The organism is Nonomuraea sp. NPDC050310, from assembly GCF_040655795.1.
GTDB lineage: Bacteria > Actinomycetota > Actinomycetes > Streptosporangiales > Streptosporangiaceae > Nonomuraea.
Window position 1 is genome coordinate 56,492 of the sequence record NZ_JBFAKP010000021.1, and the last position, 21,562, is coordinate 78,053.

19 protein-coding genes are annotated in these 21,562 nt (G+C 71.0%); 9 read left to right on the forward strand and 10 right to left on the reverse strand.

Translation table 11 applies throughout. From position 1 onward, the window contains the following. Positions 1-24: 24 nt before the first annotated feature. Positions 25-660, reverse strand: coding sequence for a TetR/AcrR family transcriptional regulator (locus AB0I67_RS34230; RefSeq protein WP_357932280.1), 636 nt, complete (start codon positions 658-660; stop codon positions 25-27). A 251-nt stretch (positions 661-911) separates the two neighbouring features. On the opposite strand from AB0I67_RS34230, the gene AB0I67_RS34235 reads away from it, so the two are divergent. Further along, positions 912-1,811 carry an NAD(P)-dependent alcohol dehydrogenase gene (locus AB0I67_RS34235; RefSeq protein WP_357932283.1) on the forward strand — a complete coding sequence of 300 codons (900 nt, stop codon included), beginning with the start codon at positions 912-914 and terminating at the stop codon, positions 1,809-1,811. Positions 1,812-1,898: 87 nt separating this feature from the next. Continuing rightward, complete coding sequence (locus tag AB0I67_RS34240) at positions 1,899-2,375, forward strand: DUF6326 family protein (RefSeq protein ID WP_357932286.1); 477 nt, start codon at positions 1,899-1,901, stop codon at positions 2,373-2,375. A gap of 26 nt (positions 2,376-2,401) precedes the next feature. Here AB0I67_RS34240 and AB0I67_RS34245 read toward each other — a convergent pair whose 3' ends face one another. The 5 genes from AB0I67_RS34245 to AB0I67_RS34265 all read right to left on the reverse strand — a co-directional run bounded on the left by AB0I67_RS34245 (position 2,402) and on the right by AB0I67_RS34265 (position 6,826). Further along, positions 2,402-2,755, reverse strand: a complete 354-nt coding sequence (locus AB0I67_RS34245) for a VOC family protein (protein WP_357932289.1) — start codon at positions 2,753-2,755, stop codon at positions 2,402-2,404. 114 nt (positions 2,756-2,869) lie between these two features. Then, positions 2,870-3,739, reverse strand: coding sequence for a class D beta-lactamase (gene blaOXA / locus AB0I67_RS34250; protein WP_357932291.1), 870 nt, complete (start codon positions 3,737-3,739; stop codon positions 2,870-2,872). Positions 3,740-3,839: 100 nt separating this feature from the next. Next, entirely contained in the window at positions 3,840-4,187 is a 348-nt protein-coding gene (locus tag AB0I67_RS34255; RefSeq protein ID WP_357932293.1) for an STAS domain-containing protein, read from the reverse strand. After that, positions 4,184-5,278 (reverse strand): cobalamin B12-binding domain-containing protein, encoded by a 1,095-nt coding sequence (locus AB0I67_RS34260; RefSeq protein WP_357932296.1) that lies wholly within the window; start codon positions 5,276-5,278, stop codon positions 4,184-4,186. The genes AB0I67_RS34255 and AB0I67_RS34260 overlap by 4 nt, the downstream gene beginning before the upstream one ends. Before the next feature lie 18 nt (positions 5,279-5,296). After that, positions 5,297-6,826: a PP2C family protein-serine/threonine phosphatase gene (locus tag AB0I67_RS34265; RefSeq protein WP_357932299.1), complete on the reverse strand. Its 1,530-nt coding sequence runs from the start codon at positions 6,824-6,826 to the stop codon at positions 5,297-5,299. 807 nt (positions 6,827-7,633) lie between these two features. Here AB0I67_RS34265 and AB0I67_RS34270 point away from each other — a divergent pair. After that, complete coding sequence (locus AB0I67_RS34270; RefSeq protein WP_357932301.1) at positions 7,634-9,454, forward strand: ABC transporter ATP-binding protein; 1,821 nt, start codon at positions 7,634-7,636, stop codon at positions 9,452-9,454. A 4-nt stretch (positions 9,455-9,458) separates the two neighbouring features. On the opposite strand, the gene AB0I67_RS34275 is transcribed toward AB0I67_RS34270, so the two are convergent. After that, positions 9,459-10,343 (reverse strand): alpha/beta hydrolase, encoded by an 885-nt coding sequence (locus AB0I67_RS34275; RefSeq protein WP_357932304.1) that lies wholly within the window; start codon positions 10,341-10,343, stop codon positions 9,459-9,461. 200 nt (positions 10,344-10,543) lie between these two features. Here AB0I67_RS34275 and AB0I67_RS34280 point away from each other — a divergent pair, with 200 nt between their 5' ends. Then, positions 10,544-11,593: a hypothetical protein gene (locus AB0I67_RS34280; protein ID WP_357932307.1), complete on the forward strand. Its 1,050-nt coding sequence runs from the start codon at positions 10,544-10,546 to the stop codon at positions 11,591-11,593. A 74-nt stretch (positions 11,594-11,667) separates the two neighbouring features. Here AB0I67_RS34280 and AB0I67_RS34285 read toward each other — a convergent pair whose 3' ends face one another. Next, positions 11,668-12,432 (reverse strand): SDR family oxidoreductase, encoded by a 765-nt coding sequence (locus AB0I67_RS34285; RefSeq protein WP_357932309.1) that lies wholly within the window; start codon positions 12,430-12,432, stop codon positions 11,668-11,670. A 71-nt stretch (positions 12,433-12,503) separates the two neighbouring features. Here AB0I67_RS34285 and AB0I67_RS34290 point away from each other — a divergent pair, with 71 nt between their 5' ends. Beyond that, the gene (locus tag AB0I67_RS34290; RefSeq protein WP_357932312.1) at positions 12,504-13,121 is read left to right on the forward strand and encodes a helix-turn-helix domain-containing protein; all 618 of its coding nucleotides are present in this window, start codon (positions 12,504-12,506) and stop codon (positions 13,119-13,121) included. A gap of 28 nt (positions 13,122-13,149) precedes the next feature. On the opposite strand, the gene AB0I67_RS34295 is transcribed toward AB0I67_RS34290, so the two are convergent. Both AB0I67_RS34295 and AB0I67_RS34300 read right to left on the reverse strand, forming a co-directional pair. Then, on the reverse strand, positions 13,150-14,580 hold the full coding sequence (locus AB0I67_RS34295; protein ID WP_357932315.1) for a M81 family metallopeptidase: 1,431 nt from the start codon (positions 14,578-14,580) through the stop codon (positions 13,150-13,152). 41 nt (positions 14,581-14,621) lie between these two features. After that, positions 14,622-15,758 (reverse strand): ROK family transcriptional regulator, encoded by a 1,137-nt coding sequence (locus AB0I67_RS34300; RefSeq protein WP_357932317.1) that lies wholly within the window; start codon positions 15,756-15,758, stop codon positions 14,622-14,624. 203 nt (positions 15,759-15,961) lie between these two features. Between AB0I67_RS34300 and AB0I67_RS34305 the strand changes: the two genes are divergently transcribed. From AB0I67_RS34305 to AB0I67_RS34320, 4 genes are read left to right on the forward strand one after another with little or no spacing between them, the layout of a single operon-like run. Further along, complete coding sequence (locus AB0I67_RS34305; protein WP_357932320.1) at positions 15,962-17,689, forward strand: peptide ABC transporter substrate-binding protein; 1,728 nt, start codon at positions 15,962-15,964, stop codon at positions 17,687-17,689. A gap of 2 nt (positions 17,690-17,691) precedes the next feature. Next, a complete protein-coding gene (locus AB0I67_RS34310) occupies positions 17,692-18,651 on the forward strand; it encodes an ABC transporter permease (RefSeq protein ID WP_357932323.1) in 960 nt (319 codons plus the stop codon). Continuing rightward, positions 18,648-19,526, forward strand: coding sequence for an ABC transporter permease (locus AB0I67_RS34315; RefSeq protein ID WP_357932326.1), 879 nt, complete (start codon positions 18,648-18,650; stop codon positions 19,524-19,526). The genes AB0I67_RS34310 and AB0I67_RS34315 overlap by 4 nt, the downstream gene beginning before the upstream one ends. A gap of 16 nt (positions 19,527-19,542) precedes the next feature. Next, on the forward strand, positions 19,543-21,552 hold the full coding sequence (locus AB0I67_RS34320; protein ID WP_357932329.1) for an ABC transporter ATP-binding protein: 2,010 nt from the start codon (positions 19,543-19,545) through the stop codon (positions 21,550-21,552). Positions 21,553-21,562 lie beyond the last annotated feature (10 nt).

Sequence of the window (21,562 nt, forward strand, 5' to 3'; positions counted from 1 at the left end):
GCCGGCGGCGGTTCGTGAGGGTCGCTAGGCGGAGGTTCTCAGGGGTTCGAGGGCGGCCAGGACGAGGTCGAGGCCGAAGGTGAACTCCTCCCTGGGGTCGTAGCCGGCGGCGACGAGCGCCGCGGCGGACTCGTTGAGGTAAGGGAACTCGTCCGGAGGAAGCTGGGGCAGGAAGACGTCCTCGGTCAGGTTCGCGAGCTCATCGGCGGTGTCGAACGGCAGGCTGGCCTCCTGCAGGGCGAAGCCGTAGACGTAGCTGTCGAGCAGCCAGTTGGCGTGCGTCGCCATCAGGATCGGGAAGCCGGCTCTCCGCAGGCAGGCGGTGACGGCCTCGCGGTGGCGGAGGTTCGCGGGGCCCGGCGTGGTCCGTGACTCCATGAGGCCGATCGCCCACGGGTGGCGGGCGAGGACCTCTCGGGCGGACACCGCCCGCCGGCGCATCGCCGTCTGCCAGTCGGCCTCCTCGGGCGGGAGCTCGATCTCCTCGAAGACGGCGTCGATCATGGCGTCCAGCAGCTCCGTCTTGCTCGCCACGTAGTGGTAGAGCGACATCGCGCCCGCGCCGAGCGCGCCGGCCAGGCGGCGCATGCTCAGGCCGTCGACCCCCTCGCTGTCGGCGAGCCGGACCGCTTCGGTCACCACCCGCTGCTTGCTCAGCACCGTGTCTGATGCGATCTGGCGGTGTTCCCTCGCAGGCACGGGTCTCCTCGCTCTCGACGGCTTGACAATAGTACAACGTACGATAATAGTACAGCGTACGACGTACAGCGTACGAACGCGGTGAGGGGGCTTCTGTGGGAGAACACGAAGCGAATGCCGGAGCACGCCTGGGGCCGGGGATGATGCGGGCCGCCGTCCACCACCGTTACGGCCCGCCCTCGGTGCTCCGATCGTCCGAGGTGCCCCGACCGGTGCCCGGTCGGGGCGAGGTGCTCGTCCAGGTGGGCGCGGCCTCGGTGCATCCCGGCGACTACTTCGTCCTGACCGGCGAGCCGTACGTGGTGCGCCTGGCGTTCGGGCTCCGCCGGCCGCGCCACGGGATCCCGGGCAGGGACCTCGCCGGCGTGGTGGCAGCGGTCGGGGAGGAGGTCACCGCGCTCCGCCCCGGCGACGAGGTGTTCGGCTGGAGCACCGCCGGAACGCTCGCGGAGTACGCCTGCGTCCCGGCGGACCACCTCGTGCCCGTGCCCGCCGACCTGCCGGTCGTGGAGGCGGCGGCGGTACCCACGTCGGCCACGACGGCGTTGCAGGCCTTACGCGACGTCGCGAACGTGCGACCGGGCCAGGCGGTGCTGGTCACGGGCGCGTCGGGCGGCGTGGGCGGCTTCGCCGTACAGATCGCCAAGGCGTTCGGCGCCGAGGTGACGGGCGTGTGCAGCACGCGCAACGTCGACCTGGTCCGGTCGCTCGGGGCCGACCACGTCGTCGACTACACGCAGGCCGACTTCACCCGCACCGGGAAGCGCTACGACGTCATCCTCGACAACGTGGAGGCCCAGCCACTGGCGGCTGTCCGCCGGGCGCTGGCGCCCACCGGCACCCTCATCCCCAACAGCGGACGCGGCGGGCGCTGGTTCGGTCCCCTCGGCCGCATCGTCAGGGCGCACGTGCTGTCCGGGTTCACCCGGCAGCGGCTGAAGCCCTTCCTGTCGGTCGAGAAGCGCCAGGACCTGCTCACCCTGGCCGAGCTGCTCGCGACCGGGCAGGTCAGGCCGGTCATCGACCGCACCTACCGCCTCGACGAAGCGGCCGACGCCCTCCGGCACGTCGCGGCCGGCCACACCCGAGGGAAGGTCGTCGTCACCGTCTGACGACCGGACCGACGTCAGAGCGACCGAATTCCGTGCGTCCCCTCCCGATACGAAAGTGCGTCTCCTCCCGATACGAAAGAAGGACCGATGACCGTCCGGACGAAGACCCCGACCCTGCTCGCCAACCCGCCGATCCCCGTGCAGGCCAAGCTCGCCGCCGCGTGGACCAGCTTCATGTTCCTCTACATCTACGTCGACTACTTCCACCTCTACAAGCCCGGCACCCTCGCCGACATCCAGGCCGGGGTGGTCTTCGGGTTCACCATCAGCCCGGCGTTGCTGACCATGTTCGTCGCGTCCGTGGGGATCCCTAGCCTGATGGTGATGCTCTCCATGACGCTTCCAGCCCGGGTGAACCGCACCGTGAACCTGGTCGTGGCAGCGCTCTACATCCCCTACTCGGTGATCAACGCGCTGGGGGAGTCCTGGGAGTGGGCCTCCTTCTACGGCCTCTCCATCGGCATCGAGGTGCTGCTCCTGGCCTTGGTCCTGCGCTCCGCGTGGACCTGGCCCCGGACCCCCGCCGTTTCCGCCGATCCGGCGACGACCGGCCTCCGGCGGTAGGGACCCGAGCAACACGCGCTGCCGGCTCAGTGCTTCCGCTCGCCCAGGATGCAGAACTCGTTGCCCTCCGGGTCGAGGAGGGTCACCCAGTGCTGCTCGTCCTGCACGGTGTCGGCGCGCCGGGCGCCGAGGGAGAGCAGCCGGGCGATCTCGGCCTCCTGGTCGTCGGGGCGGAAGTCGGGGTGGAGCCGGTTCTTCGACGTCTTGCCCTCGGGGACCGGCACGAAGAGCAGCCCCGGCAGCCGGTCCGGCTCGGGCCGGATCTCGATGATCTCGTCCGTCTCGTCGACCACGACCCAGCCGAGAGCCTCCGCCCACCAGCGTCCGAGAGCGACGGGGTCGGCGGAGTCGACGATGATCTGTTCCCATTCCAGTGCCATGGGCTTGAGCTTAGACAGGACCGGTGGCCCGGCCCTGGAAGGGGTCCAGGAAGTACGGCAGGCAGCGGGCCCGGCCAGCCCGCGCCGGCCCGCCGTAACGACGACGGGTAACCCTTATGCCGTGGGCAGGACGTTCAGCCGCTGCAGCAGCTCCCGCGCCAGCGTGGCGCGCTTGGCGGCGTCGCCGTCCTTCGCGATGTCGATGTTCAAGGCGAAGGTGTACGTGCGACCGGCGCGCTCCACCCACCCGGTCCACCAGCCCGTGCCGGGCCCGGGCGCGTTCTGCCACCCTGACTTGGCGTACAGCGCATATCCGTCCTTGCTCTCCTGCAGGATCAAGTCACGGACGGTCCGCTGGTGCTCGCGGCCGGCCGGTAGGCGCTCGGCGGCCAGGCGGGCCATGAACCGGCTCTGCTCGACCGCCGAGATCTTCAGCGGCCCGTCCAGCCAGAACCGGTCCACCACCGTCCCGGTCTCGCGGTTGCCGTAGCCCAGCCGGTGCAACCACTGCCGCTCGCGCTGGAGGCCGATCCGCCGGGCGATCACCTGGAAGGCCGCGGCGTTGGAGACGCGGACGGCCTCGCGCATGCTCATGTCCTGCTCCCACTCGGGGAACGGCTGCGGCGTGCCGTCCCACGGGATCACTTCGTCGGGGCTCTTGACCACGCCGGTCTCCAGCGCGACCAGCGCGTGCGGGACCTTGAAACTGGAGGCGGGGACCAGCGGCGTCTCGGCTCGCTTGCGGTTCACCACGGTGGTCGTCCTGGCCGAGACGTCCAGCAGCGCGAACGTGCCTCGGACCCCGGCCTTGTCGAACACCGCGCGCAGGTCGTCGCGCACCGTCGTGTCCGGCCGGACCGTGGCGATGACGGGGACGTCGGCATGGGCGATGCCCCCGGGCACGGGAGCGCCGAGGAGGGTGAGCGAGGTGAGGACGATGACGCCCAGCCCGGAGCGGAGGGCTTGGGGGAGTGCCTTCTTCATGCGCAGAAGATCATCACACGATAGAGATGCTGTCCAATATCGATATCAAAAGACGGCCGATATCGGATCTCGCATAGATGCTGGTAGAAGCCCCGTGGACCTAGGTGTCCGTCGCCGGGGCGCCGGTGAGGTATTCGTAGGTGCCGCTGATGTCCAGCAGCCGCTCCAGCACCAGGGGGCGCTTCTCCAGGTGCAGCCGCGTCCCGGCCGCGCCCGCGCGCTGGTGGATCCGCAGCAGGGTGGCCAGCCCGCTGGAGTCGCAGAACCCCATGCCGCCGCAGTCGAGGTACAGATCGCTCAGCTCGGCGCCGTCGAGCGCGGCGAGGGCGGCGGCCATGAGCTCGTCCGCGGTGTTGTAGTCGAGGTCGCCGTCGATGGTCAGGCGTGCCGTACCGGGTCGGGGAGAGGTCAGGACGAGGCTGAGCGGATCAGGGGCGGAGGTGGTCATGTGCTCTTTCCACGGACGGGGACGGTGCTGATCTCGGGGGAGGCCGCTCGTACGGTGTCCCGCCCGTGAACGATCAGGGCCGAGGCTCGCGGGAAGTCCTCCAGCCGCCCGCCCAGGATCTCGAGGGCGGGCAGCAACGAGACGGCGGGGACGCCCCTGGCGCTCAGGACGCCGGCCGTCCAGGCGAGGAAGCGGCCGAACAACTCGGGATCGTTCACGTACAGCGCGGCGGTCAGGAAGTCGACGATGTGCGCGACGTCCTCCGCGGTGTGCCTGCGCTGCCGCGGGGTGTAGTCGGCCATCGCGGGGATGCGGGCCTCCAGACCGGCCATGACCTCCCTGACCAGGGACCGGGCCGAGCGGCTGACCAGGGTGTACTCCTGGTCCTCCAGATGCGGCAGGTCGTCCACGGCCAGGCGGGCGGCGGGCGGGCGGGGCAGCGGGCCGGCCGCGAGCCGGTCCGCGGCGGCGCGACCGTGCGGGGCCCAGGCGTCCGCGCCGAGCAGCCGGGCGTAGCGGCCGTCCGGCCCGAACGCGGCGCCGCCGACCATCACCGGCGTGCCGGTCGCCTGGCAGGCGGTGATCGCGGCGTGTGCCGTGGGCAGCCGCGTCGGGATGGAACTGGACAACGCCACCACGTCACAGGCCGTGCGGTGCAGATGGGAGATGAGCTGCGGGGTCGGCATCTGGGCGCCGAGGTAGTCGACCTGCCAGCCGCGCAGCCGCAGCACCTCCGACAGGATCCGGGCCGGCATGGCGTGCCACTCGCCGTCGATGCAGGCGACGGCGATCCGTCCCGCGGTGGGGCCGCTCGCGGCGGCGCGGGCCGACGGGTGGCGGGCGAGCGCGGCCAGCACCCGTTCGTTGACGGCGGTCGCCGTGTGCTCCTGGGCGACCGTGATCCGGTTGCTCTCCCACTCCCGGCCCACCCTGGCCTGTACGGGGGCGACGACCTCCAGCAGCAGACTCTCCAGGGAGAGGTCCTGGTCGAGCGCGGCCAGCGCGGCGTCGGTGGCGGCGTACTCGTCGCCGGACACGGCGGCGCTCCAGAGTTTCTCGCGCCAGGCGGAGAACCTGTCCGCGTCCGTCATCCTCGTCCCCCCTCGCGCTCAGTGGACTCCGCGCGGTGCTGTGATGGCGATGACGGCCATGTCATCGTGAGCGCCGCCCCCTACCCACTGAGAGGACAACATCTCCACCCGTTCGGTGATCGCCTCGGGTGGCATGTCGGCGCACTGCCGCAGTTCCTCCATCAGCCGCTCGTCACCGAACATCTCGTCGCCGAGCGGGCCGCCCTTCGCCTCGGTGATGCCGTCGGTGTAGAGCAGGCAGGTCTCGCCGGGTTCGAGCACCACGGTGTCGGTGACGCTGCTGATCCGGTCGATCATGCCGATGAGGGTGCCCTTGGTGTCGGCCACGTCCACGCGTCCGTCCTTGCGGATGATGAGCGGCGGGGCGTGTCCCGCGCTGGTGACCCGCAGGCGGACGCGGTCGCCCGTGCGCTGGATGGACGCCAGGACGAGCGTGACGAACCGGGTGCTGGTGCCGCCCTTGAGCAGTACGCCGTTGAGCAGTTCGAGCACCCGCTGGTGGTCGCCGGCCAGCGGCAGCAGGGCTTGCAGGGTGTGCCGGATCTTGCTGGTGAGCACAGCGGCCTCCAGGCCCTTGCCGGCCACGTCGCCGAGTACGGCAAGCGTCTCCTGGCAGGGTTCCGCCGCCGGATGGACGTCATAGAAGTCACCCCCGACCAGCGCGGCGTCCTCGGCGGGCCGGTAGCGGGCGGCGAACTCGACGCCCTGCAGGTGCCCCACGCGGGGCGGCAGCAGCTCGCGCATCAGGGTCTCGGTGATGCGGGTCTGCTCGGCGTACAGGCGGGCGGCCGACATGGCGGCTCCCGCGCGGGCCGCGAACAGCCGGGCGAAGACCTCCTCGCCCTCGGAGAAGCAGGCGTGCTCGCTGGTACGCAGCAGCACGAGCGCGCCCGCGGGGACTCCGTGGCCGGGCAGCGCGCTCACCACCATCGAACCCACCTCGTGGAGCCCGTCGCGGGTCAGCCAGCCGGGAGCGGCGGCGGGGTCGATCCAGCGGGACGGCAGGGGAGGGTAGCCCTGCAGAGCCTCGGCCAGGCCGGGTACGGTCGCCGGATCGACGAGCGCCTCGTCGCGGACGACGACGCCGTCCGGGCCGCAGTAGGCCAGCGGGTACCGGTGCCGATGCGGCGGCAGGATGACCATGGCGGCGTCGGCCAGGTGGCGGGCGGCCAGCCGGGCGGTCACCTCCATGCACCGGTCGAGGTTCAGCGAGGACAGCAGCTCGCTCGACGCCTGGTCGAGGAAGGCCGTCCGCTCGCGTTCGACGCGGAGCGCCTGGGTGGTGTGGTCGAGGCCGGTGACGTCTACGAGCCACCAGACGGTGAGGTCGCCTTCGCGCACCGGGCGAGCCTCGAACAGGGTCTGCCCGATGAGCCCGCGCGCCCACGTTCCCTCAGCCCGGCCGTCGGACAGCCAGGCGGCGCCCGTATCGGCCGGCGCCGTACCGGGAAGAGCGCCGGGCAGCAGCCCCAGCGCCGCGTCGTTGGCCTGGACGATGACGCCTGCGGCGTCCGTCACCAGGACGGGGAAGGGGGCGCGGTGCCACACGGTCTCAAGGACGTGTCGTCCCGTGTCGCTACTCAGACTCGTCACAACAGCAAGCCCTCAGCCAGGGGCTCTGCCTCCCATAGAACGGATATAGACGCTTTTGTATGGCTTAGCCCCACTATACGCGGGACCAGCCGACCGCATCCGCATGATCCGCACCCCTCGACCGGTGGCGAGCGTGGGTTCCCTGGTCGGGTCCGGCCGGACCGGTTCCCGGGTTTCCGTACGGCCCTGGCCCGGTAGGTTCGCGCGGTCAGGTGGGAGTTAGGCGGGGGTCAGGCGGCCGTTAACCGGCGCTTTAAGAGCACCGAGTCCCCACGCGGTCGGGCGCGTCCCGTAGGCCGCGGGAATGGCGTGCAGCGGGCGGCTTACATAGGTGGGTTTGCCGCGCGCATTGGACACCACCTCATCTATTTATTTCGGCTTTACGCCAGCCCTGTCTAGCGGCCGGAAACGCTGACCAGAACGACCTTCCGCCCAGCGAGGGCAGGGCACGCGATCGCATGCCACAGCGCCCGATTCGCGTTTCCGGGCCGTTTATGGAACACACCGCCCAGAGCCCCGACCTCAAACCTCTGCCCAAATACTCCCACAAAGCGCGATATCGCCCCGAGCGACTGTTAGCGTCCTGTTTGTCGGCAAACGTCGCACCTTCGTGTGGGTGCACGCTCAAAGGAGGGGAATCATGGCTCCTGTCAGTTTCCCTACGCATCACTGGGATGACTGGGGATGGGGCGGCTGGGGCCGCCGGCGGAGACGCTGTCGTCGCCGTCGCTACTTCTGCGGATGCAGGCGACGGAGGTGGTGGTGGTAGCCACCACTGGGGAGGGTCGGCGGATTTCCCGTCGGCTCTCCCTCTCTGCTCGGCCGGGGGCGCGATCGGCGTCGCACGGTCCGGAACTGGCGCCCGCGGTCCTGATCCGCAGGGCCTTCGCCGAGTTCTGGCCCGACACGCGAGGCGTTCGCCGGCTGTTCGTCCTCGGCGGCGTCCTGGCCATCGTGGCCGCGTTGTGCGAGGTCGCGGCCATCGGCCTGTTCGCCGTCATCACCGACGAGGTGCTCGCCCGGCAGGACCTGGGCGCCTTCTGGACTCCGGCGCTCACCTGGCTCGGCCTCGCCGTACTGGCGGGACTGGCCGCCTTCGGCGGCGCCTACGTCACGGCGCTGGCGGCCGAGCGCTTCCTGCTCAGACTGCGCGACCGGGTGTTCGCGCACGTCCAGACGCTCACGCCGGACTTCTTCAACAACCGGCGGCTGGGCGACCTGATGGCCAGGCTCACCGACGACATCGAGGCCATCGAGACGCTGGTCGGCTCCGGCCTGATCAAGGCGTTCACGACGGTCGTCAGCGTGATCGTCTTCGCCACGGCCGCGTTCATCGTGCGCTGGGACCTCGCGCTGATCACGTTCGCGCTCGTCCCCGGCTTCATCATCATCTCCAAGCTGTTCGCCGCCAAGTTCCGGGTCGCGGCGGCGCGCGAGCGGCAGAGCAACGGCATGATGAACAGCGTCATCGAGGAGAGCCTGTCGAACCAGACCCTGGTCCAGGCCTACAACCGGCAGGACGCCGAGGCGAGCCACCTGCACCGGCAGGGCGAGACCTGGCTGCGGGCCAACATGTCGCAGGCCTGGCTCTCCGGACTGTACGGCCCCGCCGTACAGGTGCTGGAAACCATCTGCATGATCATCATCCTGGGCTTCGGCGCGTGGGAGATCGCGGCCGGCCGCCTGACGATCGGCGGTCTGCTGGCGTTCGCCGCCTACCTGGCCTTCCTCTACCCCGCCGTCCAGAGCCTGGGCGAGCTGGCGCTCAACGTCTCCGAGGCCGCGGCCGGCTCCGACCGCGTGATGGAGGTGCTCGAGGCCCGCCCCGGCGTGCGCGACATCCCGACGGCCAGGCCGCTGACCGGCCCCGTCGCCGGACGGATCACGTTCGAGCACGTCGACTTCACCTACCCTGACCGCACCAGGCCCACGCTGGCCGATCTGTCCTTCACCGTCGAACCCGGCCAGACCATCGTCTTCACCGGCCCGAGCGGCGCCGGCAAGTCGACGGTGGCCAAGCTGCTGCTGCGCTTCTACGAGCCCTCCGGCGGCCGGATCCTGCTGGACGGCACGGACATCCGCGACTTCACCAGCGCCTCGCTCCGCGACCAGATCACCATCCTGCAGCAGGAGAACCTGCTGTTCTCGGGTACGGCACGCGACAACATCGCGTACGGCAAGCCGGGGGCGACCTTCGAGGAGGTCGTGTGGGCCGCCAAGCTGGCGGACGCACACGACTTCATCAACCGGCTGCCCGACAAGTACGACACACCGCTCGGGCAGCGGGGCCGGCTGCTGTCCGGCGGCCAGCTCCAGCGCATCGCGATCGCCCGGGCGTTGCTGCGGGACTCGCCGGTGCTGGTGCTCGACGAGCCGATGACCGGCCTGGACGCGGCGACGGCGGCCCGGGTGATGGAGCCGATGCGCCGGCTGATGGCCGGGCGGACGACGATCCTGATCACCCATGACCTGCGGCACGTGCCGCAGGACGCGGCGACGATCGTGCTCGAACCGGTACGGGGGCGGGTCAACGGGATCCGGCTCAAGCACATGTCGTCCGCGTTGTCGCGGCTGAGCCGGTGACCGCTCAGCCGTTGAGCACCTCGCGCAGCTTGCGCGCGAACGCCTCCGGCTGGCCCGCGTAGCCGTACTCGCCGCCGATGAAACCACCGTGGTGGCTCGGGAAGACCGTGGCCTCCTGGCCCAGGAATTCGGCCGTGGCCACCGCGGTGCGGCCGGTGAGCGTCTCCGCGGACTCCTCGCCCACGGCGATGACGACCCGTGTCGGCGCCGCGGCGAGCGCCTCGACGTCGGGCCGGTAGCCGGCGACCGCGGCTGAACGGTCGGACAGCAGCGGGTCGTCGCGCGACCCGTCGTCCTCGACCGGCATCCCGAAAGCGGCCGGATCCGGCGCTGGCTGGGCGAAGTACGCGTCGGTGAACTCGCCCGTCCACTGGGTCATCGCTATGAACGCCGCCATTCCGGCGCCCCAGCCGCTCTTCTGGTACGCCTCACGGACGGCCGCACCCGCCCGCTCGGCCGCCTCGGCGTCCGGCAGCAGCGAGACGAGCGGCGGCTCGTGCGCCACCAGCGTGACGACATCCTGCGGGTACGCGGCGACGAGCGCGAGCGCGGTCACCGCACCTCCGCTGCTGGCGAACATGTCGACCGGCCCCGCGCCGAGCGCCTCGATGACGGCGTGCACGTCCGCTGCCTGGGTGGTGGGCGAGTGGTCGACCCTGCCGTCCCTGCGCACGCTGCGGCCGAGCCCGCGCGGGTCGTACGTGACCACCGTGCGCTCGGCGGAGTGCTCGGCCAGCGAGGTGAAGCCGGCGGCGTCCATCGGCTGACCGATCATGAACAACGGCGGCCGCCCGTCCGCCGTGGGCAGCGGGCCGCGGACGTCGTAGACGAGGTCGGCCTCGTCGGTCTTGAGCGTGTGCGTGATCATGCCGGTGTAGACCCCTTCCACGTCGGGAACCTTCTCGGACCCTACTCCGGGGGTCCGACAAAACCGGGAACGCTGCGGGCCGCCGCGGCGCGCTGGCTACCGCGAATTGGTCGAGGTTCGTGGCTGATGTGGGAGGGGGTGGGCCGGTCCAAGCGGGTTCCCATCGTGCCGCAAGTCCACCCACGAATGATCGCCTCCTACCCTTCGGAAAAGGACGAGACATGCGGGTATGGAGTGTCTTGACGGCGGTGGCCGCGTTGCTGCTGGCCGGGGCGGTTCCGGCTCGGGCCGAGGCCGGGGCCCTGGAGGAGGAGCGTCCGACGGTGTCGGTGGTGGCGGGCGCGGTCCAGCCGCCGTCGTACGCCGGCGTGTGCGCGCCGGGCGTGCCGTTCACCACGACCGCCACGATCACCGCCGACGGTCCCGGCCTGGTGACCTACCAATGGGCCGACGTCTGGGCGCAGTGGAACCACATCGTCTTCACCGAGGCCGGAACGCATGCCGTCACGGGGATGATCAGACACTACGACGGCTTCGGCCCCCGGACCCGGACGCTCATCGTCAAGGGAGCCAACCAGGCCCAGGCGAGTGTCTCCTACCAGGTCTCGTGCGTCGACCCCGTCCTCAGCCGTCCGCAGATCCAGCCCGCCCCGATCTACGTCGGCCGCTGCGGCACCGATGTCGTGCACACCGTCAGTGCCCAGATCAGCTCGCCGATCGCGCAGACGGTCCGCTACCGCTGGAGCGCCTACGACGACCGGCCCCTGCCGGGCGGCCTGGGGGACGAGCGCGAGATCGTCTTCACCGAGCCCGGCACCAAGACCGTCAGCGCGCCCTTCGAGCGCCAGCCCGTCCCGCAGTACGACGGGGGCAGCTCGATCCAGGTGCAGGTGCTCACCCCCGCCCCGATGACAGGCGCGAACACGCAGGAGTACTACCGGACGGTGTGCGTGAGCGCTGAGTTCACCGAGATGACCCGCACCGCCGGCAACTGCCGCACCGGCACGCCGTACAAGTACGTGATGAGGGGTTACGTCGAGAGCAGCGCCATGCGCACCCTGTCCTACGCCTGGGCCCGCTACGACAGCTTGGAAGGGGTGTGGACGCGAGACGCGTGGACGTCCCTGTCCTTCGCCGGCGCCGGCCGGCGGAACGTCAGCAGGACCTGGCTCTCGGCTGACGGCGGGTCCGGTGTGTGGCGGCTCGAAGTCCTCGGCACCGACGGCACCGTCGTCTCGCAGAGCCGCCCCTACAGCATCCCCTGCGTCTGACCGGCCAGCCCGGCCGCGTCCTTGGCAGGGGGATCTGAGCCGGGAGGAGCAGGCACGGTGCCGAGGCCGCGGCGTCAGGTGCGTGGGCCCAGGAACAGGCCGCCGCTGGCGTCGACGGTCTGGCCGGTGATCCAGCGGGCGGCGTCGGAGGCGAGGAACGCGACCACGTCGGCGACGTCGCCGGCGTCGCCGAGACGGTCGAGCGCGGTCGATCCGGCGATGAAAGCGGCCAAACCCGGCGGTTCGAAGACGGCGGAGTTGGCGGGCGTTCTGGTGGCGCCGGGGGCGACCGCGTTCACGGTGATCCCGCGGACGCCGAGTTCGTTGGCCAAGGTCAGAGTCATGGTCTCGACGGCGCCCTTGGTCATGGCAAAGGACGTCTGGGCGGGGTTGGCCATGCGGGTGGCGACTGACGAGATCGTGATGATGCGTCCGCCGTCGCGCATCAGGGGCAGCGCCCGCTGGATGATGAAGTACGGTGCCCGGACGTTCACCGCGAAGAGGTGGTCGAACTCGGCCCGGGTCGTGGTTCCGAGCGGGCCGGCGGGTGGAGCCGCGGCGTTGTTGACGACGATGTCGAGCGGCCGTCCGGCCAGGCCGGCCTCGACTCCCGCGAAGAGCTGGTCCACGTCGCCGTCCACGCCCAGCTCCGCCTGGACGGCGAGGGCGATGCTGCCGCCGCGCTCGATCTCGGCGACCGTCGCCTTCGCGCCGTCCTCGTCCGTGCCGAAGTGCACGATCACCGTCGCGCCCCTGGCCGCCAGCCGGGTCGCGATCGCCTGGCCGATGCCGCGAGAGGCTCCGGTCACCAAGGCGGTTCTGCCGTTCAGGTCGTCCATGTGCGCCGCCGCTCCCGTCTGTTAGTGACTACCTGATTGGTAGTCACTATCGCGGTGGTAGTGTCTATCACATGCCTGAGGAGCCCTCAACCCTGCGAGCGCGACGACGAGTGCAGACGCAGCGCACGATCCAGGCGCATGCGACCCGGCTGTTCCGTGAGCGCGGATATGACGCGACGACCATGAACGACGTCGCCGAGGCGGCCGGTGTGTCGCCCATGACCGTCTACCGGCACTTCCCGACCAAGGAAGACCTCGTGCTGAGCGACCAGTACGGCGAGCTGATCGCGGAGCGGGTGGCCGCCTCGCCCGCCGGTCAGCCCCTGGTTCGCCGCATCGGTGGGGCGCTCGTCGCGGCGGCCGCCGCCCTGGCCGGCGACGACGCGGCGGCGGATCGGCGGTTCCTGCTCGTCCGCCTGCAGCTCATGATCGCGACGCCTGCGCTGCGGGCGAGGCATCTGGACAACCAGTACGCCCTTCAGCAGGCCATCCTCGGTGCTCTGGAGGATGGCGACGCCGACCCCGACGCGGCGTTCGAGGCGCAGGCGGCGGCCAGTGCGTGCCTGGCCGCTCTGCACACGGCGATGGTGCGCTGGGCCGAGGACGACGGGCGGACCGATCTGCCGGGCCTGGTCGGCAAGGCCCTCGCGGCAGTCTTCGGCGATGATGTGGCCGGCCCCGCACGATGACCCGGAAGCCGGGGCGCGGCTTCCTCCGCTAAGAGCTCAGCGCAGCGTCGGCGTCCAGCGGGAAGATCGGCCGCTGCAGGTTCCGGTACGGCAGGCGCTGCAGGTCCTGGTCCACGCCTCCGGGGGTGAGGGCCAGCATCCAGTCGGCCGCCGCCTCGAAGAGCTCGGGCTCCAGGTAGCCGATCTTGACGGTGACCAGGTCCACCTCGGCGACGTCCACGCCCAGCAGCCGGTAGGACTCCAGCAGCCGGTACTGCATGCGGCGCGAGGTGAGGAACACGCTCAGCCCGCCGATGCGGACGCTGACCACACGACCGCCGTCCGGGTCGTCGGCCACGGCCTCCAGGACGCCCTCCAGCAGCAGCGGCCCGGGCGGGCGCGAGTCGATGCGGCCGCCGGCGCGCACAGCGACAGGCGAGCCGATCGGCAGGTGGCCGATGCGGGCCACGGCCTCGGGGTCGAACAGCGAGGCGAAGACCGCGCGGACCGATCCGCCGGCGATCTCGGGCCGGGCCAGCATCCGCTCCAGGGCGTAGGTGACGTCGTCCGCGCCGCCCGCACCGGGGTTGTCGCCGGAGTCGCTGATGAAGTACGGCCGGGCCGCGCCGTCCTTGAGCGCGGCGTCCAGGCACTCGTCCATGGTGGCCGCCGGCGCGACGAAGGCGAAGTCGTCGCGGGCGTCCCAGAACGCCTGCCCCAGCTCGCGGGCGGCCTGCTCGGTGGCGGCGGCGTCGGTGCCGGTGGCGACGACCGCGCCGGTGCAGCGCGGCTCGTCGGCCCAGGCGAAGCCGATCCAGATGGCCGCGTCGATGACGCCGGGCCTGGCCTCGATCTCGGGGATGCGCGCGTACAGCCCGCGGGCGGGCTCGACGCGGGTGCTGGTCATCTCGCCGGGCAGCAGGATCGGCACGTGCACCAGGGACTTGTGCGGGCGCCGGCCCAGGCGGAGCGCGTCCACCAGGTTGCGGGCGGCGCGCTCGCGGGTCTCCCACACGTCCACGTGCGGCGCGGTGCGGTAGCAGGTCAGCAGGTCGCAGCCGGCGAACAGGGTGGGGGAGACGTTGCCGTGCAGGTCCATGGCCGCCGACACGAGGGGTTCGGCGCCGATCACCTCGCGGATCGCGGTGATCAGGTCGCCTTCGGCGTCCTGGCGGCCCACGACGCTCATCGCGCCGTGGATGTCCAGCAGCACGCCGTCGAAGCGGCCGTCGGCCAGGCCTTCGACGATCTCGGCCCGCCACGCGTCGTAGGCGGCGGGCTCGACGGCCCCGCCGGGCAGGGCGCGGGCGTGCACGAGCGGCACCCATTCCACGTCGGCGGCCCACGCGTCGCCGCGCCAGCCGTACCGGTCGAGCAGGGCCTGGCCCCGGGTGACGTCGAAGTCGGCCGCGCCGCTCAGGTGCGGGGAGAAGGTGCTGGACTCGATGTGGATGCCGCAGATGGCGATGCGCAAGGACACGGTGCTGCTTTCTGCTTTCTACGAGTTCGCTCGGGGAGGTGCTAGGCCGGGCGGAGGTCGGCCGACTCGCGCAGGAGCCGGCCGAGCCCGATCAGTGCCGCGTCGCGGCCGGCCAGGCTCGCCTCGATGGACAGCGTCTGGGTCAGGGGCGGCAGGCAGCGCTCGTAGAGCATGCCTCGGACCGCCGCCACGTAGACGTCGAGACTCGACAGCGAGCCGCCGATGACGACGCTGTCGGGGTTGAGGAAGTTGACCAGTCCCGACAGCGCGACGCCGAGCAGCCGGCCCGCATGCCGTACCAGAGTGACCACCGCGGGGTCGGCGTTGACGGTGGCGGCGATGACGTCGCGCGTGCTGGTCACCGGCAGTCCGCGCCCGGCCAGCTCGCGGGCGAGCGCGGCGCCGCTGGCGGCGGTCTCCAGGCAGCCGCGGCTGCCGCAGGAGCACTCGCGCTCGCCGCTGTCGGCCACCCGCACGTGGGTGACGTCGCCGCTCAGGCCGCGCCCGCCGCGGTAGACCTGGCCGCCGCTGACGAGGCAGCCGCCGATGCCGGTGCCGGCCTTGACGTAGATCATGTCTCCGGCCTCGCGGCGGGCGACGTGCTCGCCGATCGCGGCGGCCTTGGCGTCGTTGTCGACGACCACGGTCGCGTCGAAGCGGTCGCGCAGGTCGGTCTGGGCGTCGTAGCCGCTCCAGCCGGGCATGCGCGCCGGGCCGATGAGCCGGCCGTGCGGGAACTCCACGGGCCCGGGCAGGGCCATGCCGACGGCCAGGAGTCGCTGGTCCGGCGCCTGGGCGCTCCTGAGGCGCTCGAAGATCGCGGTGACCTCGTCGAAGATCGCCTTCGGGCCTGCTCCTATGTCGACGGGGGACTCCTCGGCCGCCAGCAGGACCCCGGCGGGCGAGCAGAGACCGACGCGGGCGTGCCGGGCGCCGAGCTCGGCCACGGCGAACACGCCGCCGGCCTCGCGCAGCCGGAGGATCTTGGGCCGGCGCCCTCCGGTGGAGACGCCGACGCCCTCCTCCAGGATCGTGCCCTCCTCCAGCAGGCGGCGCACCACGCTGGAGACCGTCGATGGAGCCACCTGCAGGGTCTCCACCAAGTCCGCGCGGGAGGTGGCCTTGCCGCTGGCCAACAGGCCCAGCGCCTGCTCCCGCAGATTGGCGGGCTCCGACATACCTCTCCTCCCTGACGGACACGTTGGTGTCCATCATCGAGCACGAAGACGATCACCGAAAGATGTCTCCGCCGCGGACTCTATCCCGAAAAAAGCCGACTGAACAAAGTGGATTTTTCGCATTGACTTAGGACTTGTGCCTCTATACATTCTCCGGCTGAACGGCCCCTGGAGGGCACACCCGCGTCTCGACGAGGAGAACCATGGGGACGAGAACCCGCATCGTGTGCGGCGTGGTGGCGATCGGACTCGGCCTGACCGCCTGCAGCGCGGGCGCCGGCAGCAGTTCGCAACAGGGCGGCGCGCAGGGCAAGGACACCGTGACCGTGGCCTTCCGCACGCCCAACTGGATCCTGCCGATCTCGGCCCCCGGCTTCACGCAGGGCGAGAACGACATCTTCTCCACCGCCCTGTACCGCAAGCTGTACGCCTACAAGCTCGACGGGTCCAGCGCCGACAACGTCGACCCGCAGCGCTCGCTGGCCGAGCCGCCCGCCGTCAGCGACGAGGGCAGGACGCTGACCATCACGCTCAAGGACAACACCTGGTCCGACGGCAAGCCGATCACCACCAAGGACATCCAGTTCTGGTGGGACCTCGTCACCACGAACAAGGACAAGTGGGCCTCCTACCGGCCCGGCGGCTTCCCCGACAACATCGCCGACTTCAAGGTCAAGGACGGCAAGACCTTCTCGCTGACCACCAAGAAGGCCTACAACGCCGCCTGGTTCGTCGGCAACCAGCTCAACCGGATCGTCCCGCTGCCCCAGCACGCCTGGGACAAGGGCGACCCCAAGAAGACCTTCGAGGAGCTGACCGCCGCCGCCAAGGACCCGAAGACCTACGCCACCAACCCGCTGTGGAAGACCACCAGCGGCCCGTGGAAGCTGCAGAGCTACGTGCCCAGCGGCGAGGTCGTCCTGGCCAAGCAGGACACCTACTCCGGTCCTGACAAGCCCAAGCTGAACAAGATCGTGCTGCGCCCGTTCACCGGCGACGACGCCGAGTTCAACGTGCTGCGCGCCGGGCAGATCGACTACGGCTACGTCCCGCCGGCCAACCTCTCGCAGCGCCCCTACCTGGAGTCCAAGGGCTACAAGATCGCCCCCTGGTACGGCTGGTCGATCACCTACCTGCAGCTCAACTTCAACAACCCGAAGAACGGCGCGCTGTTCAAGCAGCCGTACCTGCGCCAGGCGCTGCAGATGCTCGTCGACCAGCCCACCATCAGCAAGGTGATCTGGTCCGGCATGGCCTCGCCCACCTGCGGCCCGGTCCCGGCCAAGCCCGGCACGCCCGGCGGCCAGGGCTGCGTCTACCCGTTCGACCCGGCCAAGGCCAAGCAGCTGCTGGAGAGCCACGGCTGGAAGGTGACCCCCGACGGGCAGACCACCTGCGAGGACCCCGCTCTGTGCGGTGAGGGCATCGCCAAGGGCGCCCCGCTGAGCTTCACCGTCACCAGCCAGTCCGGCTTCGCCGCCACCTCGAAGATGTTCGCCGAGATCAAGTCGAGCATGGCCAAGGTCGGCGTCCAGCTTGCCATCAAGGAGGTCCCGGACTCCGTCGCGGTCACCCCGGCCTGCAAGCCGGAGGAGTCCAAGTGCGACTGGGACATGTCGTTCTTCGGCTCCCAGGGCAGCTGGTACTACCCGGCCTTCGCCTCCGGTGAGCGCCTGTTCCAGACCGACGCGCCGGTCAACCTCGGCAGCTACAGCAACCCCGAGGCCGACGCGCTGATCGAGAAGGCGCAGTTCTCCGCGGACGCCGGCGCGCTGCAGGAGTACAACGACTTCCTGGCCAAGGACCTGCCGGTGCTCTGGATGCCGAACCCGGTCTACCAGATCTCGGCCTACAAGTCGGGGCTCCAGGGCGTCGAGCCGCAGGACCCGATGAACCTGATGTACTTCCAAGACTGGTCCTGGAAGAGCTGACCTTGACCCGGTACCTCCTCACCCGCCTGGGCCAGGCGCTGGTCATCGTGATCCTGGTGACGCTGATCACGTTCGTGATCCTGCACCTGCTGCCCGGGGGCGCGGCGCGGGCCATCCTGGGCAAGGAGGCCACGCTGGAGCAGATCGCCGCCTTCAACCACGAGATGGGCTACGACCGGCCGCTGTGGGAACAGTACGCGCTGTACCTGCGGCGGCTGGCCGGCGGCGACCTGGGCTACTCCTTCCAGCTCAACCAGTCGGTGGCCGAGGCGCTCAGCCAGCGCCTGCCCAAGACCATGCTGTTGTCGCTGGCCTCGACCCTGCTGGCGGTCGTGGTGGCCGTCCCGCTGGGCGTGATCCAGGCGGTGCGCCGCAACCGGTGGCCCGACTACACCATCAACGGGCTGTCGCTGCTGGCCTACGCCACGCCGATCTTCTTCATGGGCCTCATGATGATCATCCTGTTCTCGCAGGTGTGGCCGGTGCTGCCGCCCGAGGCGCCGCAGGGCTTCACCATGGCCGAGGTGCTGGCCGACCCGGCCGGGCTGGTCCTGCCGACGCTCACGCTGGCGATCCTCACGGTGGCCGTCTACTCGCGCTACATCCGCTCGTCCATGGTGGACAACCTCAACGAGAACTATGTCCGTACGGCCCGCAGCAAGGGCCTGTCGGAGCGGCGGGTGATCGTCGGGCACACGCTGCGCAACGGCCTGTTCCCGGTCATCACGCTGCTCGGCATGTACCTGCCCGCGCTGTTCAGCGGCGCGCTGGTGGTCGAGCGGCTGTTCAACTACCCGGGCATGGGGCTGCTGTTCTGGCAGGCGGCGCTCAAGCGCGACTATCCCATCCTGCTCGGCGTCACGCTGCTGATCTCGGTGGCCACCGTGGTCGGCGCGCTGGTCGCCGACGTGCTCTACGCCGCGGTCGACCCGCGGGTGCGACTCAAGGCAGGCCGTACATGACCACTGAGCAAGAAGAGGCGCCCGTCGGCGGGATGTGGCGCCAGGGCCTCGAGGTCTTCCGCGAGAACCGGCTGGCCCTCGTGGGCGTGGGCATCTTCGTCCTGCTGGCGGCCTTCTGCTTCCTCGGGCCGCTCTTCTACGCGACCGACCAGGTGCACACCGACCTGACCAAGGTCTTCCTGGCCCCCGGCGTGGACGGTCACCCGCTGGGGACCGACGGCGTCGGCTACGACCAGCTCGGCCGCCTGATGCTGGGCGGCCAGACCTCCATCGTGGTCGGCCTGGCGGCCGGCCTGCTGGCCACCGTGGTCGGGACCGTGTGGGGCGCCATCGCCGGGTTCGCCGGCGGCTGGGTGGACGCGGTCATGATGCGGGTGGTCGACGCGATGATGTCGATCCCGGCGCTGTTCCTGTTCATGCTCATGGCCTCGATCGTCACGCCGACCGTGCCGATGCTCATCGTCATCATCGGCGCGTTCGCCTGGCTCGGCCCGGCGCGGCTGGTGCGCGGCGAGGCGCTGACGCTGAGCACCCGCGAGTACGTCATGGCCATGCGCGGCATGGGCGGCACCGGCGGGCGGGCCGTACGCAAGCACATCATCCCCAACGCCATCGGCACCGTGATCGTCAACGCCACCTTCCAGGTGGCCGACGCGATCCTGTACGTGGCCTACCTGTCGTTCCTCGGCCTGGGCGTGCCCCCGCCCGCGGCCAACTGGGGCGGCATGCTGTCCGACGGCCTGTCGGACACCTTCAGCGGCCACTGGTGGCTGCTGTACCCGCCGGGGATCGCCATCATCCTCATCGTCCTCGCCTTCAACTTCATCGGCGACGGCCTGAGGGACGTCTTCGAGGTCCGCCTCCGGCGGCGTTAGCAGGAGGTTTTCGCACATGGAGGCACCCGACCAGCCGCTGCTGCGGCTGCGCGACCTCAGCACCGACATCGCCCTGCGGCGGGGCACCGTACACGCGCTCGACCAGGTCAGCCTGGAGGTCAGGCAGGGCGAGACGCTCGGCGTGGTGGGCGAGTCCGGCAGCGGCAAGACCATGACCGTGCTGTCGATCATGGGACTGCTGCCGACCGGCGGCCGGGTCGTCGGCGGGGAGATCCTCTTCGACGGCCGCGACCTGCGCGGCCTGGCGGACGCCGAGCTGCGCCGGGTGCGCGGCGTCGAGATGGGCATGGTCTTCCAGGACCCGCTCACCTCGCTCAACCCCACCATGCGCATCGGCGCCCAGGTCGCCGAGCCGCTGCGGGTGCACCAGGGCGTGAGCAAGGCCGAGGCGCGCGAGCGGGCGGTGGAGATCCTGCGGCGCGTGGGCATGCCCCGCCCCGACAAGATCGTCGACGACTACCCGCACCAGCTCTCCGGCGGCATGCGCCAGCGCGTGGTCATCGCCATGGCGCTGATCCGCTCGCCGCGCCTGCTCATCGCGGACGAGCCCACCACCGCCCTGGACGTCACCACCCAGCGCCAGATCCTCGAACTCATCGACGACCTGCGCGAGGAGTTCAAGATGGCGGTGATCCTGGTCACCCACGACCTGGGCGTGATCGCCGGGCGGGCCGACCGGGTCGCCGTCATGTACGCCGGGCGGGTGGTGGAGACCGCCACCACGGCCGAGCTGTTCCGCGCGCCGCGGCACCGCTACACCGAGGCGCTGATGCGGGCCCTGCCCGAGTCGGCCGAGGACGGCCGGCTGTACAGCATCCCCGGCCTGCCGCCGGACCTGTCGCGCCCGCTGACCGGGTGCCGGTTCGCGCCGCGCTGCCGCATGGCCACCGACGAGTGCCGCACCACCGACGTCAGGCTGATCGAGGCGGGGAACGGGCACGACTACGCCTGCCTGCACCCGGTCACCGAGCCCGTCGCGATCACGGCCTCGGCCGGGACGGCCAGGGTCGCGGCCGAGGCCGGGACCGCCGGGCCGATCCTGACCGTGCGGGACCTGGTCAAGGAGTACGAGGCGGGCGGCGCCGGCCTGCGCCGCGCGGCCGGCCGGGTCAGCGCCGTGGCCGGCGTGTCGTTCGACGTCCAGCCGGGCGAGACGCTGGGCATCGTGGGCGAGTCCGGCTGCGGCAAGTCCACCGTCGGCCGCCTGGTGGCCGGCCTCGAAGCGCCCACCGGCGGCCGGATCGTCGTGGACGGCGCCGACCTGGCCGTGCTCGACCGCCGCGCCCGCCACGGCATGCACCGGCAGGTGCAGCTCATGTTCCAGGACAGCTACGCGGCCATGAACCCGCGCATGCGCATCGACGCCATCCTCACCGAGCCGCTGGAGATCCAGCAGGTGGGCGACGCCGCCTCGCGCCGGGCCCGGGTGAGCGAGCTGCTCGACCAGGTCGGGCTGCCCCGGCGGGCGCTGGAGCGCTACCCGCACGAGTTCTCCGGCGGGCAGTTGCAGCGCATCGGGCTGGCCAGGTCGCTGGCGCTGAACCCGAGGCTCATCGTGGCCGACGAGCCGGTCAGCGCGCTGGACGTGTCGGTCCAGGCGCAGGTGCTCAACCTCATGCGCGACCTGCAGCGCGACCTCGGCCTGTCGTACGTGTTCATCAGCCACGACCTGTCCGTGGTCGACTACATGGCCGACCGGATCGGCGTGATGTACCTGGGCAAGCTGGTCGAGGTCGGCCCGGCGCACCAGGTGGTCCGCCACCCGCGCCACCCGTACACCCGGGCCCTGCTCGACGCCGTGCCGGCGCCGGAGCCAGGCCGCACGCCCAGCCCGGACACGACCATCCGCGGGGAACTGCCGAGCGCGCTCAACCCGCCGTCCGGCTGCCGGTTCCGCACCCGCTGCCCGCTCGCCCAGGACATCTGCGCGACCGAGCCACCGCTGGCCGGTGACACGCACCAGGTGGCCTGCCACTTCCCGCTGGGCTCCGCCGTACCCGCCTGATCCGCAGGCG